The 15200-nt window shown below is 32.5% G+C and carries 13 protein-coding genes, 13 tRNA genes and 1 pseudogene; 3 read left to right on the forward strand and 24 right to left on the reverse strand.

What is annotated here, in order from left to right; all coding sequences use genetic code 11:
* Window positions 1-39: 39 nt before the first annotated feature.
* The 16 genes from KPL50_RS17915 to KPL50_RS17990 all read right to left on the reverse strand — a co-directional run bounded on the left by KPL50_RS17915 (window position 40) and on the right by KPL50_RS17990 (window position 3534).
* Window positions 40-116 (reverse strand) — tRNA-Arg (locus KPL50_RS17915).
* Window positions 117-145: 29 nt separating this feature from the next.
* Window positions 146-219: transfer RNA gene (locus KPL50_RS17920), tRNA-Gly, on the reverse strand.
* A gap of 68 nt (window positions 220-287) precedes the next feature.
* A tRNA-Pro gene (locus tag KPL50_RS17925) sits at window positions 288-363 on the reverse strand.
* A 15-nt stretch (window positions 364-378) separates the two neighbouring features.
* Window positions 379-454 (reverse strand) — tRNA-Lys (locus KPL50_RS17930).
* Between the two features lie 5 nt (window positions 455-459).
* A tRNA-Arg gene (locus KPL50_RS17935) sits at window positions 460-536 on the reverse strand.
* Between the two features lie 49 nt (window positions 537-585).
* Window positions 586-660, reverse strand: a tRNA-Gly gene (locus KPL50_RS17940).
* 31 nt (window positions 661-691) lie between these two features.
* Window positions 692-775, reverse strand: a tRNA-Leu gene (locus KPL50_RS17945).
* 15 nt (window positions 776-790) lie between these two features.
* A tRNA-Lys gene (locus KPL50_RS17950) sits at window positions 791-866 on the reverse strand.
* Between the two features lie 4 nt (window positions 867-870).
* Window positions 871-945, reverse strand: a tRNA-Gln gene (locus tag KPL50_RS17955).
* An 8-nt stretch (window positions 946-953) separates the two neighbouring features.
* Window positions 954-1029 (reverse strand) — tRNA-His (locus tag KPL50_RS17960).
* A gap of 4 nt (window positions 1030-1033) precedes the next feature.
* Window positions 1034-1110: transfer RNA gene (locus KPL50_RS17965), tRNA-Arg, on the reverse strand.
* Window positions 1111-1139: 29 nt separating this feature from the next.
* Window positions 1140-1213, reverse strand: a tRNA-Gly gene (locus KPL50_RS17970).
* 60 nt (window positions 1214-1273) lie between these two features.
* Window positions 1274-1349: transfer RNA gene (locus KPL50_RS17975), tRNA-Pro, on the reverse strand.
* Window positions 1350-1566: 217 nt separating this feature from the next.
* Complete coding sequence (locus KPL50_RS17980) at window positions 1567-2037, reverse strand: metallophosphoesterase (protein WP_216299920.1); 471 nt, start codon at window positions 2035-2037, stop codon at window positions 1567-1569.
* A 28-nt stretch (window positions 2038-2065) separates the two neighbouring features.
* Window positions 2066-2662, reverse strand: a complete 597-nt coding sequence (locus tag KPL50_RS17985; RefSeq protein WP_216299922.1) for an XTP/dITP diphosphatase — start codon at window positions 2660-2662, stop codon at window positions 2066-2068.
* A 35-nt stretch (window positions 2663-2697) separates the two neighbouring features.
* Window positions 2698-3534: an AIR synthase family protein gene (locus KPL50_RS17990; protein WP_375372943.1), complete on the reverse strand. Its 837-nt coding sequence runs from the start codon at window positions 3532-3534 to the stop codon at window positions 2698-2700.
* On the opposite strand from KPL50_RS17990, the pseudogene KPL50_RS27980 reads away from it, so the two are divergent.
* Both KPL50_RS27980 and KPL50_RS17995 read left to right on the forward strand, forming a co-directional pair.
* A pseudogene (locus KPL50_RS27980) lies at window positions 3466-3642 on the forward strand (hypothetical protein); the annotation flags it as partial. The gene KPL50_RS17990 and the pseudogene KPL50_RS27980 sit on opposite strands and share 69 nt — an antisense overlap.
* Before the next feature lie 123 nt (window positions 3643-3765).
* Entirely contained in the window at window positions 3766-5145 is a 1380-nt protein-coding gene (locus KPL50_RS17995; protein ID WP_216299924.1) for a hypothetical protein, read from the forward strand.
* Between the two features lie 208 nt (window positions 5146-5353).
* Here the strand turns inward: KPL50_RS17995 and KPL50_RS18000 are convergent, their stop codons facing one another.
* The 3 genes from KPL50_RS18000 to KPL50_RS18010 form a co-directional block, all read right to left on the reverse strand.
* Entirely contained in the window at window positions 5354-5698 is a 345-nt protein-coding gene (locus KPL50_RS18000; RefSeq protein WP_216299925.1) for a hypothetical protein, read from the reverse strand.
* A gap of 124 nt (window positions 5699-5822) precedes the next feature.
* The gene (locus KPL50_RS18005; protein WP_253200693.1) at window positions 5823-6146 is read right to left on the reverse strand and encodes a hypothetical protein; all 324 of its coding nucleotides are present in this window, start codon (window positions 6144-6146) and stop codon (window positions 5823-5825) included.
* 446 nt (window positions 6147-6592) lie between these two features.
* Entirely contained in the window at window positions 6593-8257 is a 1665-nt protein-coding gene (locus KPL50_RS18010) for a peptide ABC transporter substrate-binding protein (RefSeq protein ID WP_216299926.1), read from the reverse strand.
* A gap of 203 nt (window positions 8258-8460) precedes the next feature.
* On the opposite strand from KPL50_RS18010, the gene KPL50_RS18015 reads away from it, so the two are divergent.
* Complete coding sequence (locus tag KPL50_RS18015; protein ID WP_216299928.1) at window positions 8461-8709, forward strand: hypothetical protein; 249 nt, start codon at window positions 8461-8463, stop codon at window positions 8707-8709.
* 75 nt (window positions 8710-8784) lie between these two features.
* On the opposite strand, the gene KPL50_RS18020 is transcribed toward KPL50_RS18015, so the two are convergent.
* The 5 genes from KPL50_RS18020 to secG form a co-directional block, all read right to left on the reverse strand.
* Complete coding sequence (locus KPL50_RS18020) at window positions 8785-9513, reverse strand: hypothetical protein (RefSeq protein ID WP_216299930.1); 729 nt, start codon at window positions 9511-9513, stop codon at window positions 8785-8787.
* A 184-nt stretch (window positions 9514-9697) separates the two neighbouring features.
* A complete protein-coding gene (gene ligA, locus KPL50_RS18025; RefSeq protein WP_216299977.1) occupies window positions 9698-11692 on the reverse strand; it encodes an NAD-dependent DNA ligase LigA in 1995 nt (664 codons plus the stop codon).
* A 123-nt stretch (window positions 11693-11815) separates the two neighbouring features.
* Window positions 11816-14083, reverse strand: a complete 2268-nt coding sequence (gene pcrA, locus KPL50_RS18030; protein WP_216299931.1) for a DNA helicase PcrA — start codon at window positions 14081-14083, stop codon at window positions 11816-11818.
* Window positions 14084-14356: 273 nt separating this feature from the next.
* Window positions 14357-14659 carry a YerC/YecD family TrpR-related protein gene (locus KPL50_RS18035; protein WP_216299932.1) on the reverse strand — a complete coding sequence of 101 codons (303 nt, stop codon included), beginning with the start codon at window positions 14657-14659 and terminating at the stop codon, window positions 14357-14359.
* Window positions 14660-14899: 240 nt separating this feature from the next.
* Complete coding sequence (secG, locus tag KPL50_RS18040) at window positions 14900-15130, reverse strand: preprotein translocase subunit SecG (protein WP_216299933.1); 231 nt, start codon at window positions 15128-15130, stop codon at window positions 14900-14902.
* Between the last annotated feature and the right edge of the window lie 70 nt (window positions 15131-15200).

Below are 15200 nucleotides of genomic sequence, written 5' to 3' on the forward strand. Positions count from 1 at the left end.
ACAATCTGGCGCTCTACCAACTGAACTACGCCCACCATATGGTGTGTCTTAAGGGATTCGAACCCCCGGCCCACGCCTTAGAAGGGCGTTGCTCTATCCAACTGAGCTAAAAACACACGTATAATTTAATATGCACAAGCATACTTGGAGCGGGTAGAGGGAATCGAACCCTCGTAATTAGCTTGGAAGGCTAACACTCTACCATTGAGTTATACCCGCATATTATTGTTTCATTGTTTAAGGCTCTACCATTAAATCACAACCGAATATTATTGTTTAATTGTTAATGGTCGGGGTGACAGGGATTGAACCTGCGACCTCATGGTCCCAAACCACGCGCGCTCCCAGCTGCGCTACACCCCGACATTATTAAAAAAATGGTGCGACACCAGGGAATCGAACCCTGGACACCCTGATTAAGAGTCAGGTGCTCTACCAACTGAGCTAGTGACGCATATTTGGTGTGTCTTAAGGGATTCGAACCCCCGGCCCACGCCTTAGAAGGGCGTTGCTCTATCCAACTGAGCTAAAAACACATGTAAAATTATTAAATGCTTAGGCATATATTATATGCCTAAGCATATTTGGAGCGGGAGACGAGATTCGAACTCGCGACGTTCACCTTGGCAAGGTGACGCTCTACCACTGAGCCACCCCCGCATATGTTTTTCTACTAAAAATTCAATAGTAATGGTGCAGGTGAAGGGACTTGAACCCCCACGCCGTAAAGCGCTAGATCCTAAGTCTAGTGCGTCTGCCATTCCGCCACACCTGCTTATTATTACTATTTTGGTGGCTTACCGGGGAATCGAACCCCGGACACCATGATTAAAAGTCATGTGCTCTACCAACTGAGCTAGTAAACCATATTGGCTGGGAGGGCAGGATTTGAACCTACGAATGCCACAGTCAAAGTGTGGTGCCTTACCGCTTGGCGACATCCCAACAATAAATGGGGTGAACGATGGGACTCGAACCCACGACAACCAGAATCACAATCTGGCGCTCTACCAACTGAACTACGCCCACCATATGGTGTGTCTTAAGGGATTCGAACCCCCGGCCCACGCCTTAGAAGGGCGTTGCTCTATCCAACTGAGCTAAAGACACACGTATAATTTAATATGCATAAGCATACTTGGAGCGGGTAGAGGGAATCGAACCCTCGTAATTAGCTTGGAAGGCTAACACTCTACCATTGAGTTATACCCGCATATTATTGTTTAATACTTTACCATTAAATCACAGTCAAATATTATTGTTTAATTGTTAATGGTCGGGGTGACAGGGATTGAACCTGCGACCTCATGGTCCCAAACCACGCGCGCTCCCAGCTGCGCTACACCCCGATATACATCAATATCCTATAAAACTGTTAAATGTGCTAAATTCACTCATAAAACACAAATTTTCAAATCTAATGTTTTTTTCTGACGACATGGATTATTTTACACCATATACATTAATACGTCAATACCTTTTTAAACTTTTCCTCTTGAATGTTCTAATAAATTTTCCCAAAGCATTTTTTTTTATTTTAACACATAATTAAATACTAGCAAAAAACTAGAATCTTATCAAATTTGGTCCTATGGATTCTTCCATTATATCTATAATAGCGAAGCTTGGGGATCCATCTCTTGGCTCTGAGGCACTGCCAGGATTTATATACCATACTCCTTCTTCAAAATCTATTTTTGCAATGTGTGTATGCCCATATAAAACTATGTCAGCCCCTGTTTCTATGGCCTTATATCTTAATTTTAGCAAACCCTCTTTTACATTATATCTATGCCCATGAGTTAAAAAAATCCTTTTCCCGCAAATATCTTCCACCCTATCATAAGGTGTACTTGTAGAAAAATCGCAATTGCCTTTGACATTAATTATTCTCCCCTTAAAATACTTCTCAATAATTAATATATCATCTACATTATCACCTAAATGAATCATCATGTCCAATGCCTTTATTTTGCCTGCTAGCTGCTCTATGCAGCTAGCATTCCTATGTGTATCACTTATAACACCTATACGCATTTAAAATCACCCTCTTCATTAGTATTGCCTATATTAACTTTTCAAGCTCACTCTTTAATTTATCTAATGCCCTTCCCCTATGACTAATAGAATTTTTTTCCTCAGTGCTCATCTGTGCAAAAGTTTTGTTGAATTCCTTAACAAAAAATAGTGGGTCATATCCAAAACCTTCTTCCCCTCTAAATTCAGCTGTAACTATTCCCTCTACTTCCCCTTGCACTTTTATTATTTCATCCTCATTCACTATAAGCACCATTGCGCAAATGAATTTAGCTTTCCTTTGCTCCTCGCTTTCACCCTCTAAAAGATATAATAATTTTTCGTTATTTGCTTTACTATTTCCATGTTCACCCGCAAACCTAGCTGAAAAAACCCCTGGATCTCCATTTAATGATTGTACTGATAATCCTGAGTCATCCGCAAGCACCATTTCTCTATTTGATATTTTATAAATTTCGGTAGCCTTTATTTCTGCATTATCCATGAAGGTACTTCCTGTTTCCTCAACCTCAATATTAAGATTGGCTTCTTTAAGTGACAACACTTCAAAAGGAAATTGTGATAACATTTCCTTAATCTCTTTAATTTTATGTTCATTATTGCTAGCAACTATTAATTTTTTCATTCTTGTCCTCCTCATCTTTCTCTAATTAGTAATAATTATATACTAAATAATTCGTCTCTTGTAGGTGGCAAAACGTCCTTTTCAATTTCATCTATTACTAGTATACCTCTAGACTCAGTTATGTTTCCTATTACTGTAGCTGGTATTCCCTTACTAATTAGTTCCTCTGCTAGTTTTTCCCCACGAGTCGCAGTTATTAACATGCTTCCTGAAGATATAAATTTCAAAGGGTCAATATTTAATCTTTTGCAGATTTTAATTGTAATATCACTAATTGGCATTTTATGATTATATACCTTAAAGCCTAAATTACTAGCCTCAGCTACCTCCCACAAGGCTCCGAGCACTCCACCCTCTGTTATATCATGCATTGAATTAACGCCAAACCCTCCTGCTATACGGCCTTCCTTAACCACGCTAATACTATTAACATAATCTTTTGCTATTTGTATTTCCTTATGGGTTAAAACATCTGATACCCTATCTAAATAATCATTTACTATAATTGATGTTCCTTCCATACACAATAGTTTAGTGACAACAATTTCATCGCCTAGCTTTGCCCCTGAAGTTGCCACGGCGCCGCCTGCTTTTCCTTTTCCTATTGCGGTGCAGGATACTACTATTCTATTCACCGCTTCTGTAACCTCAGTGTGACCACCTAATATTTCCACGTTCATTTTTTTTGTTTCTTCATCAATTTCACTCATAATGTTTTTTATATCTTCTAGGGTGGATGTTGGAGGTACAAGAATTGTAACCAAAATACCTACGGGCTCAACTCCACAAGAAGCTATGTCGTTACAGTTTATATTAACTGCCAATTTACCTATATTTTTATCTGCTCCTGTTATTGGGTCTGTAGAAACGATGCACTCATATTCACCAAAATTTATGACACTGCAATCTTCTCCTATTCCACTTCTAATTCTTACATCATCCCGAACAACACTTTTATTGTTGTCTATTATTTGTTTTAAATCATCCCAATTTAGTTTTCCAACTTTCATATAAATTCTTCCTTTCTAATTTTATAAAAGTAGCACATTTTTACAACCTTAATCATATTATCTATATAAGGACTAATTTATGGTGGTGGTATTTTGAAATTTATAGGACCCTTTTTAAGAATCAATACATTAAACAAAAATAACATAAAAAATCAATTCTTCTACTTATCAAAAGAATCTTTAAAAGATATAGTTTTCGACTCCAAATGCGGGATATATATTCCCGCACGCGACTTAAAATCTAAATCTTTTTCTAAGATTGATATTAACACAATTAATTTAAATTCTCCACTTTTATGTATTTACAAAAAAGCAGATGCTAAATTAAAATCGCAAGATGGTACGTTAATTTGGAATGAAAACAAGGTAAAAAAAGAAATAACTATTAGTAGCAATGCGTTCATGACCTTATCTCTATTAGAACTTTCTGACTATTATAGTAGCTTTAAGAGCATTGATGATTCTAAATATGCTTTAAGCTCTCTGTACCTCAAGCTATGCAAGGAACAGTTAGAATTCTATGCTTCTTATCTTCGAAACAAGGATGGTCTCTTTGTTGATAAAGTGGATTTAACTGATCCTATGAATCAAGAATTTAATTTTGAAAATAAAAATGATAAATTCAAATTCTCTGATCAAGCACTCATGATGGCTGCTTACTACAAGTATTGTTCTTATGATACAGAAAAACATGAACATGAATATGAAAAATTCGCTCTGGATATCCTTGATATGTTTATTCAATATAAAGAGGAGATTTATAATGTTTCTTTTGAGGAGCTCAATAAGATATGCTTTGCTTTAAACGTATTTTACAAATACTCAGGCCTCCAAAAATGCGAAAATTTATTACTAGATTTTTCAGACTTGCTTATTGAACAATATAATAGTAAGCCATCGGCAATTATCAATGCTAAATTGGACTATTCCTGTATGCTTTTTATAAATTGTACCCTTTTATATAATAAAACTTTATTACACAAATTTAAAGCTACTAGTGATGATTTATATGAAAAGCTTACAAATTTATATGAAAGTGATAAAGGACTTTTATTAAAGGAAAATAATGATAAGGAGATAAGCTACAATTGCGATGAGCTCCTACTATATATGTATAGCCTAATCACATATTCTGATTTTAATAATATGGAAGATGATAATTCCCTGCTTCAAGATATTTTTAAACATCAAATAATAGACTCTGGTATAGTTTTAAGTTGGCCCGATGCTCCTTCCTTAGATAGTACGGAGCATTACAGAAATTTTTCATTGAAATCAGAAGATTTGCTCCAAGAAGAAGATTTTAGAATGTCTACTATAGGAACACCTGAAAGTAATGAGTTAGCTTCTATCTTCATTAAAAGCGTGGTATATAATAGGCGAAAAGATACCTTTAAACAATCTAAATCATCTTTTGATAGTAACAAAAATATGTTTATATTTTTCTTGACAATATTTTTCCGAAATCAATAATATTATGATATAGTAATTTTTTCTTATATTATGCTATAACAAAAAGTATATATTGCTGGAATGCTTTCACTTCGCAATATATACTTTTGTTAGCAAAATCTAAGAAAAATCCTAGTTCCTAATTAAAATAGAAATTTGTGAAAAATATAAAAACACAGCCTAAAATTATTATAATTTTAGGCTGTGTTTTTATATTAAAGTTGTTAATTCACTTTTTACTACTTTTACACCAGCATATAGCGCATGGCAAACAAATAATAATTCCAATTATTAAAAAGGAATAGTGATACGCATTTAACATCCAAAAAAATTCATCCATATTATATTGGCCATCCCCATTTGGAAGAAAATACATTGATGTTAACTTATGAGACATAATAGCGGAAAATAAAATTATTAAAATCCCAATAACAAACTGAAATATCTTTAAATCTTGCTTTTTATTAATTGTCTCGTCTTTAATTTCAGGTTGCTCAATTAGTTGATCTCCACAATCACTACAAACTGTATATCCTTCTCTGTATTCAATTTTACATTTGGGGCATATTAGCATATTTAATCTCCTTAAATTAATATTGAATAAAAGGATTTCTAATCATAACCTCCATTTGCTGGGTGTAACTTCTTATATTCTTCTTTGTTTATTATTATCTCTTCAATTTTCTTAAATAGTTCTCTCAATTGCATAGCCTCTTTAGTTTTAGACACATTTTCATCTTTCCAATAGATATTTTTTTCTTTGCCATATCTAAATATATGCTATTCATTTCTTCATTGGATAATATTAAATTTGTAGTTATTGATGGGTCTATTACCATATCTTTAGTATATTCTCTCTTAATAGTATTTAATCCATTTTTAGAATTTACCCCATAATTAAAAACAAAATTAAAATCCTTTGGTTTTACATCAGGCAATCCATTTTTAGTACTTGTTGAATTACATCCAAAAAATGAAAACAAGATTAAAAATAAGCATAGGAAGATTAGTTTCTTAAACAAATTTACTATAATTCCCTCCCCTTTTGGTATTACTTATATACGAAATAGAATTGCCAGAGTTATAAAATAAAGTAAATAACTATACTGTAGAACAAAGTTAAAGAGTTTTTCTCCCTAGTATAATCTTTTATTAATAGGTATATTTGTATGGAAAATCAAATTCAGAAAATCATTTGCAGTATTAATAAGTATAAGTTTTTCTTATATTATGCTAACAAAAATATAGGTTGTGTAGAATGCATTTGAACGTGCCTAAGTAATTCTTAATTTATTTTAATTGTAGATGCATAAAGAAAAATATGTGTTTGAGCGTCAGCGAGTTCATATTTTTTAGCAGATACATTTAAAATAAATTTTAGAATTACTTAGGCACGTGAAAGCATTCCAACAACCTATATTTTTGTTATAGAATAATATAAGAAAAACCTCTTAGACCCTAATTGAAATTATTTTGCCACAGTAATATCCTCTTTATAAGCATTATCAAATACTAAATTCCCACCTTTAGTAGTATAAATATCTTTAACATTTTCTTTTTTACAAATAACTGTATTAACTATGAATACAGGTATACAAGGCAAATCTTTTGCTAATATTTCTTGAGCTTGGTTATAAAGTTTTATTTTATTTGTATTATTCTTCTCAGAGACCGCACTTTCGATGATTTTATCATATTCTAAATTCTTGTAACCATAAATGTTATATCTTGAACTTGATGTCCATCTTGAAAAAAATTTATAGACATCACCATGTTCCTCATCAATTTTTGAGAATAATATATTATAATCCCGTTGCTTTAAGACTTTATTAAGATCATCTTTATCATAGCCTTTGCAAACTACCTTTACATCAAAATAATCCTTATCATCGAAATGGCCTTTAATATTTTTAGCTATTTCATCTAAGTTTTCTTTAATGTTTTTAGCTATTTCCCTTACTATCCTATCATCAAGATTTTTATTTTCATATACTATAATCAACTCTGGTTTCTTTTCATAGTTGTTGGTTTTTAAGTATTTCTTTAAATATTTTGTACCTTTATCCTTACTCGCAAACACATCGAAAATCAGTTTACTAGTATCCTCATTAACTGTGCTAGAAGTTGTATAATTTATTGCTGGAACCGCCAAATCTTTTGATATACTTTGTATAATAAACTCCTTAGATATTATTGAACTAATTGCATTTCTAAAATTGTTGTCTTGTACTAGACCATTAGTATTCGAATTAAAAGTTAAATAATACATACTCTTTGTAGGAACAGCTATAGTTTTCTTTTCCATGCTAAGAGTGTTTCCTTCGCTTATTGGTGGACTTACAAATACATCAATTTTTGAGGTATCACTAACCTCAGTAGTTTCAAAGTCTGCTAGTGTTTTTTCTTCATCCTTTATGGTTGTAAACAATATTTCCTTGCTAACAATTTCATTAGCCCTCCAATACTTTTCATTCTTTAATAGTGATATTTCTCCATCTTTATTTATCCCTTTTATAATAAATGGACCGCTATATTTGATATCATAGTAGCTATCTTGCCAGTTTCTCTTATTCATACTAGTTTCCCTTAAGGTGAAAACTGGATTACTAAGAATATTTTTAAAGTATTCATTTGGGCTATTTAGCCTTATCTCTAAAGTTAAATCATCCTTATCTACAATAGCGACTTTATCAAAGGTTACTTTTCCCATTCTAAAATCCTTGGCTCCATATATACAATATAATTGTTCTGCAAAAACATTTTTCTCTTCCAATAAAATATCGTGAAAAAGCCTTACAAAATCTCTAGCTTTTATCTCCTCTCCATCACTAAAATGCATATTATCTCTTAACTTAAATGTATACCCTATTTTATCCTTTGAAATTTCAAAACTTTCTGCCATAGCAGGTACTATTTGTCCATATTTATCTTCTCTTACTAACCCTTCAAACAAAGCTAGTAACAAATCCTTTTCTCTCACATTATCACTGTTTAGCATTAACAAATCTGAAGGCAATCCTCCCAAGTTATAAACTAAATATTTTCTAGAAGTTGTAGGCTTTACTTTCTTCTCAACACATCCACTAGTTAACATCATCATAAAAATCAATATTATACATAATATTTTTTTCATAATTCACCTCCAATAAGGTCTTCTTAGAAGTATTAACCTTTCATCTATGAAGTAATCAAATTTACAATAAAAATATTGACTACTCCCTAAATTCATAAGTTTCATACTTTCTTATTGTGTTAGCTTTTTGCACTATAATTATGATATAATATTTATATGTTTACATAATTTACTTATTTAAAAGGTATATAGGGGGAATTTTTATGCTAATCTTAACTATTCAAATAATTGCTATATGCGCCATGTTAACCTTTATGTTTATTGGAATATGGGGTTTTATTTTATTAATTAAAATATATGGCCAGTTAAGATATAAAAATTATTTAATGGAGAAACTTATACAAACCACCTCTAAATTATCTTTAACCTATGGAAACATAGCGCATCCTAAAGAGGATGTTAAAATTGAAGATACTATTAAATCCACTGAAAAAGAAACATTGGAATCCTAACATAAAAAAGACGTCATATGGCGTCTTTTTCTTTATCCGCAACTAAAGCTAATGCTTGTTTTGTGGGGATCATATCTAAACCGGCAAAACCGAGATAATATAACCACCGACAATTAAGCTTATAAGATTTGCGATAAAAACATAAATTAAGATACGGCTCTTTTTATGCTCCTCAATGAAAATGGGAAACGCAATCATTTCAGCCGCAAATACAAAAACCTCTCCTATAATTAAGCTGAAAATCAAATAGCTTGGCATTAGCGAAGCTCTGCTATTCAAAAAAATATTCAATACACCCTGCGTAACAAGGTTTATTGCAAGAAACACAACCCAACTTCTCTTTTGTCTAAATCTAAAGATCAAAAAAATAATACCTTCAAGCAAAAGCGTAAGCAGTAAACGTATTGACACCAAGAGCACCGAGCGAAATGGATATTTCCCGGGCGTAAACTTCCTATTGGATACGTCCAAGGTAAACACGTTATTATACCCCTGCAAGGGTTCACCAAGCGTACATTCAAAGCTCTCCCCCTTTGTGGTGACCTTGAATGTATACACACCACTGGCCTGCATATCTCTCGAATAAAAAGCATAATATCCTTCCCATGCAACCCGTCGAACCCTCGCTTTTGGTTGGTTTTCATTGGATACTAATACAATTGAAAGGTCATCTGGCGGATTGTTAATGAGTATAACCAATGATGGCGGTTCCGCAGAATTTGCCGAGGCTTTTGTAGGAATGATTGAAATCATCACCATACATAACACCATAACCAATAGCAAGCGTTTACCAGTCTTGTTCATATTATAACCCCCTACTAAATAATCTTTATTTATATTATTTTAGAATTGTGTACAGCATATAATATACTAATTATAACATAAATTTTAAATATTAGAATTTAAATACAGCTTATTTAATTATGTGCACATAAAAAATATCATGTGATTTTTTTACGAAATCACATGATATTTAATGTATTTTTTTCTATTTTAACATATTTACTAATTCCTCTTCAGATATAACTGCAATTCCGAGTTTTTGAGCTTTTGTAAGCTTACTTCCAGCATTCTCTCCTGCTAATACGTAACTGGTTTTACTTGAAACAGAACCCGATACTTTTCCTCCATGATTCTCTATCATCACTGTAGCTTCCTCTCGCCCCATAGAAGTCAGTGTTCCAGTTACAACGAAGGTTAATCCGTCAAACAGACTACCGACCTTACTCGCTCCCTCTACAGCCATATTAACGCCATACTCTTTTAATCTATCTATTATTTCTCGATTTTTATTATCTTCGAAAAATTTCAGTATACACAAGGCACTTATTTCACCTATATCCGAAACGTTTTGCAAATCTTCTAAAGACGTATTTTTCAAATCTTCAATAGATTTGTAATGCTTCATTATACTTTTTGCTGCTACCTTTCCAATATTAGGGATCCCGAGGCCTGTAAGCAGTCTTTGTGCTTCATTACTCTTTGACTTGTCTATAGCTTCTAGTAACTTATCTGTATTCTTTTCTTTTCCTATTATCCCTTGCTCAATTAGTTCCTCGCGATAGTTAAATAACGAATATATATCCGCAATATCTTTGATATACTCCATACGAATAAGTTCCTTAATATACGCCGTGCCAAACCCTTTTATATCCATAGCATTCCGACCAACAAAATTAATAATGTGTCTTTCTAATTGCGCCAAACAATTAGGATTTATACATTTGATGTCAGCAGTATCTTTTTCACGTACAGTAGGTGCTGCACATACCGGACAAATGCTAGGAAGCTTAAATCTATTTAATTCGCCAGTGCGTTTTTCTTTCACTACCGACTTAATCTTTGGGATAATCTCTCCTGATTTGTATACAACAATTACATCTCCGATCCTTATATCTAAATCATCGATAAAATCTTGGTTGTGCAGGATTGCTCTAGATACAGACGTTCCGCATAAACGAATGGGCTCAAATATTGCTGTAGGAGTAATTCTACCGGTTCTTCCTACTGATACTTCAATATCGATTAACTTTGTTTCTTTTTCTTCTGGAGGAAATTTATAAGCTATAGCCCATTTCGGAACCTTTGAAGTATTTCCAAGCTCTTTTCTAGCCTCCAAATTATTAATTTTAATAACAACTCCGTCTATATCGTATCCTAGGCTGCCTCTTCCTTCTCCGATAGCCTGGATAGCATTCCACACCTCATCGGCTGTCTTACATTTCACATAATTCTCAATGACTTTTATCCCTTGCTTTTTTAACCATTCATAGCTTTCCGTATGTGTTTCAAATTCAATTCCTTTGATATCTTGAACGTTAAAAACAAATAGAGATAATTCTCTTTCCTTTGTTATTTTACTATCTAACTGTCTGAGTGTTCCTGCAGCGCAGTTCCTTGGATTTGCAAATATCTTTTTTTCGAGTAGCTCTTGCTTCTCATTAACCTTGTCAAAGGCAGCACTTGACATATATACTTCACCACGAAGCTCTAGGTATGGAACTGAATCTTTAAGTTTCCGTACAACATCCTTAATTACTTTAGCATTTTCAGTGACATCCTCACCTTGAATGATTCCATCACCACGAGTCACAGCTACCGTTAATTCACCCTCTACATACCGCAGTGACATTGACAACCCATCTATTTTGAGTTCAACAACAAAGGTTGGGTCCTCCAGTTCTTCAATCATTTTATTTACATAAGCATAGACATCTTCTTTTGTAAACACGTCTTGCAAACTTAGCATTGGGACATTATGCTTTACTAATACTCCAGCTTTTCTTTTAGCATTTCCACCTACTGTTTGAGTTGGGGAATCTAATGTAATAAGTTCTGGATGCTTCTTCTCTATATCTTTAAGCGTAAGCATTAATTGATCATATTCATAATCTGATATTTCTGCATTATCTTCATTGTAATATCTATCACTATGGTATTTAATAATCTTTTTAATTCCGTTAATTCTATCTTCTAGATTCATCATATTATTATCCTTACTAATATCCATAAAATCTACACCCTTTCCCACAAAATATAAACCTTACTACTGCGTATCCCAAATAAAATAACTAGCATACTCACTAGTTATTTTATGGGACATGTTCTATAACATTTCTATAGGTGCTTTATCTAATACCAATTTTTTTATCCCCATATTATCAAAGGCTATTGAAATTAGGGTGTCACCGTTTGAATTTGAAATTGACACAATGGTTCCTATTCCAAATTTACCATGTTTAACTTTTCTACCTACTGTAGCTTCACTCTTTATACTTTGCTGTCTTATATTGCTACCTTGACCCGTAACTGATAGGTAATCTTGCGTGGTGGCAGAACTCTCTGCACCATTTGAACTCATGAGTCCATGAGGGTTAAACTTTTGTGGTGCTTTAGTGTTATTTCTTTTCAAGACTTGCACAGTCCTATTTTTATTTCCCCCAATAATTTCTTTTAAGTCTGGAGAGATTTCACTGATAAAATCAGAAGGTGCATAACCTACAGTTCTTCCAAACACCATTCTACTCTCTGCAGAAGTTATATAAAGCTTCTCTTCTGCCCTTGTTATAGCAACATAGCATAGACGTCTAGATTCTTCCATTTCAGTAAAATCATTAAAGGAAGACATACCTGGGAATATCCCATTTTCCATGCCAACCATGAATACCACTGGAAACTCTAGCCCCTTTGCACTATGTACCGTCATCATTGCTGCAGTATCTACAACTTCCTCTGGATTCTCAGAATTCTCTGAACTTGAACCTAAACTAACTCCTTCTAAGAAGGCTAATAGTGATTTGTCCTCTGAAGTTCTTTCAAATTCTACAGCATCTGATACTAATTCCTTTATATTTTCTACCCTGCTTTCATCCTCAGGTTCCTTAGATGTTTCTAATTGCTTTAAATAACCTGTTTCGCTCAAAATAGACTTAATTAAATCCGCTACAGTGACCTCTTCTTTTTTAGCCATAAAACTATTCATAAGGCTAACAAACTTATTTATAGATGATGTATTTCTAGTGGTAAGCGATGGTATAAACTCTACATCTAGAATAGCACTATACAAACATTGATCTATATCAGTTGCAAAGTCTTGAATCTTTTGAATAGTTGCATCACCTATATTTCTCTTAGGTACATTTATAATCCTTTTTAATGCAATATCGTCAAGAGGATTATTCATAAGCTTTAAATAGGCCATTATATCCTTTATTTCTTTTCTATCATAGAACTTTAATCCTCCTACTATTCTATAGGGAATTAAGGTTTTCCTGAAGCTTTCCTCAAAAATACGGGATTGGGAATTCATCCTATATAAAATTGCAAAATCCTTAAAGCTCTTATTTTCCTCTTGCATAATTGACTTAATCTGACTTGCTACAAAATTTGCCTCATCTCTATCTGAAAAGGCTCTATATAAATTGATTTTATCTCCACTTTCTTTTTCAGTTCTTAGTGCCTTATCTTTTCTTTGAGAATTATTTTTTATAACATCATTAGCTGCTGTAAGTATATTTCCATAAGACCTATAATTTTGTTCAAGCTTAACCACTTTTGCTCTTGGATAATCTTTTTCAAAATCTAAAATATTAGTGACATCAGCACCCCTCCATGCGTAGATGCATTGGTCATCATCTCCAACAACGCATATGTTCTCCCTCTCATCTACTAAAAGCTTTATAAGCATGTATTGTGCCTTATTTGTATCCTGATATTCATCTACCATAATATATCTAAACTTATTATGGTAAAAGTCTAAAACATCCTTATTATTTTTAAGTAGTTCCACAGCTTTAAAAATCAAATCATCGAAATCTAGAGCATTATTGCCCTTTAGTTTTTTTTGATAAAGAACATATATATCAGCAATTTTATTCAATCTAAAATCACTTTCATTTTCTCTTTTGTATTCTTTAGCAGAAATTAATTCGTTTTTAGCATTTGATATTTTATTTAGAATTTCTGAATCGGTTAAATCTTTTTCATTTATTTGAAGTTCCTTCATACACTGCTTTATCAAACTTTTTTGATCATAGCTATCATAAATAGTAAAGTTCTTATTATATCCTAGTTTATCTATTTCCCGTCTTAAGATTCTAACACAACTAGAGTGGAAGGTAGAAATCCACATATTATCTGCTATATTACCTACAAGTGTACGCACTCTATCCTTCATTTCACCAGCTGCTTTATTAGTGAAGGTTATGGCTAAAATTTGTGAGGGATATATATTTAAATCTTGAATCATATGGGCAATTCTATAAGTTAAAACTCTAGTTTTTCCAGAGCCTGCACCAGCCAATATGAGTAGTGGACCATCCACTGTTATTGCAGCCTCGCACTGCTCTTTGTTTAACAAACTTTTCAAATCCATAAAAACACTCCTTATATATTAGATTAATACTAGATATCATCTAGCATTACTTATATTTCGCTCAATGCACATTTATATAAATAACAAGTGAATATACTCTTTATTTAAATGTACCAAACACATCTATAATTATATCACACTGCGTGTAAACTTAAACAATTTTAAAAATAGAGACGGTTAATTTATGTTTACTCCAACCTTAGTTATACGAGTAAATATATGTTAACCGTCTCTTTTTATCAAAGTCTGTGTGGCTCATGAAGATAAATATACTTATTTTTTTAATTTCAGTCGTTCTAATATAAGTTTATATCCATCACTACCATAGTTTAATGCTCTATTGATTCTACTTATTGTGGCAGTGCTGGCCCCTGTAGTACTAGCTATATCCAAATAGGTCCTTTTTTCTGCTAACATTTTTGCTACTTGAAGTCTTTGCTCAAATGCTTGAATTTCATTTATAGTGCATATATCCTCAAAAAATCTATAGCACTCTTCCTTATTTTGCAGACCTAAAATACCATCAAAAAGAAAATCCATATCTTTACTTTCCAATTTAGAACTATATTCACTCATCATCCTTCACCTCTAATAATCATTGATTACTTTAGTCAATTTTAACATTTATATTATATTTATACTATTAAAATTTTAAAATTCACGAAAATTACGTACCATATAGTATTTTACCTTATCAAAGTAATTTTATAATTTCCATGAAATAAAAAAATGCAGTTTATCAAAAAATATTTAAATAAACTGCTACAAGACAAAATATTTATTTGAATGTTCCTAACTGTGATTTACATAATTATATTATTTAACTACATTTAACATAACAGTAATTACAATAAAAACAGCTGCTGAGACTGCTGTAATTCGTGCCAAAACTGATTCTGCAGTTTTTGTTTTATTTTTAGCAAAAAAAGTATCTGAACTCCCTGCTATAAGACCACTTAATCCATTTGATTTACTAGGTTGCATCATAACTGTAACAATTATAACTATTGAAGTTATAACCTGTAAAACTACTAGAAGACTATGCATGTGAACACCCCCCTATTCATTGAATACATGATTATATTAGTTTATTCTAACACAATTTCATTTAAATATC

The organism is Clostridium sp. CF012 (assembly GCF_018861755.1).
GTDB lineage: Bacteria > Bacillota > Clostridia > Clostridiales > Clostridiaceae > Clostridium_AD.

Coding starts and splice junctions, on each gene's coding strand:
- pcrA (WP_216299931.1), bottom strand. CDS start 14,083: ATGGATTTGAAAAGTTTGTTAAACAAAGAGCAGTGCGAGGCTGCAATA.
- KPL50_RS18035 (WP_216299932.1), bottom strand. CDS start 14,659: ATGAGTGAATATAGTTCTAAATTGGAAAGTAAAGATATGGATTTTCTT.
- KPL50_RS18020 (WP_216299930.1), bottom strand. CDS start 9,513: ATGAACAAGACTGGTAAACGCTTGCTATTGGTTATGGTGTTATGTATG.
- KPL50_RS18010 (WP_216299926.1), bottom strand. CDS start 8,257: ATGAAAAAAATATTATGTATAATATTGATTTTTATGATGATGTTAACT.
- ligA (WP_216299977.1), bottom strand. CDS start 11,692: ATGAATCTAGAAGATAGAATTAACGGAATTAAAAAGATTATTAAATAC.
- secG (WP_216299933.1), bottom strand. CDS start 15,130: ATGCATAGTCTTCTAGTAGTTTTACAGGTTATAACTTCAATAGTTATA.
- KPL50_RS17980 (WP_216299920.1), bottom strand. CDS start 2,037: ATGCGTATAGGTGTTATAAGTGATACACATAGGAATGCTAGCTGCATA.
- KPL50_RS18000 (WP_216299925.1), bottom strand. CDS start 5,698: ATGCTAATATGCCCCAAATGTAAAATTGAATACAGAGAAGGATATACA.
- KPL50_RS18015 (WP_216299928.1), top strand. CDS start 8,461: ATGCTAATCTTAACTATTCAAATAATTGCTATATGCGCCATGTTAACC.
- KPL50_RS17985 (WP_216299922.1), bottom strand. CDS start 2,662: ATGAAAAAATTAATAGTTGCTAGCAATAATGAACATAAAATTAAAGAG.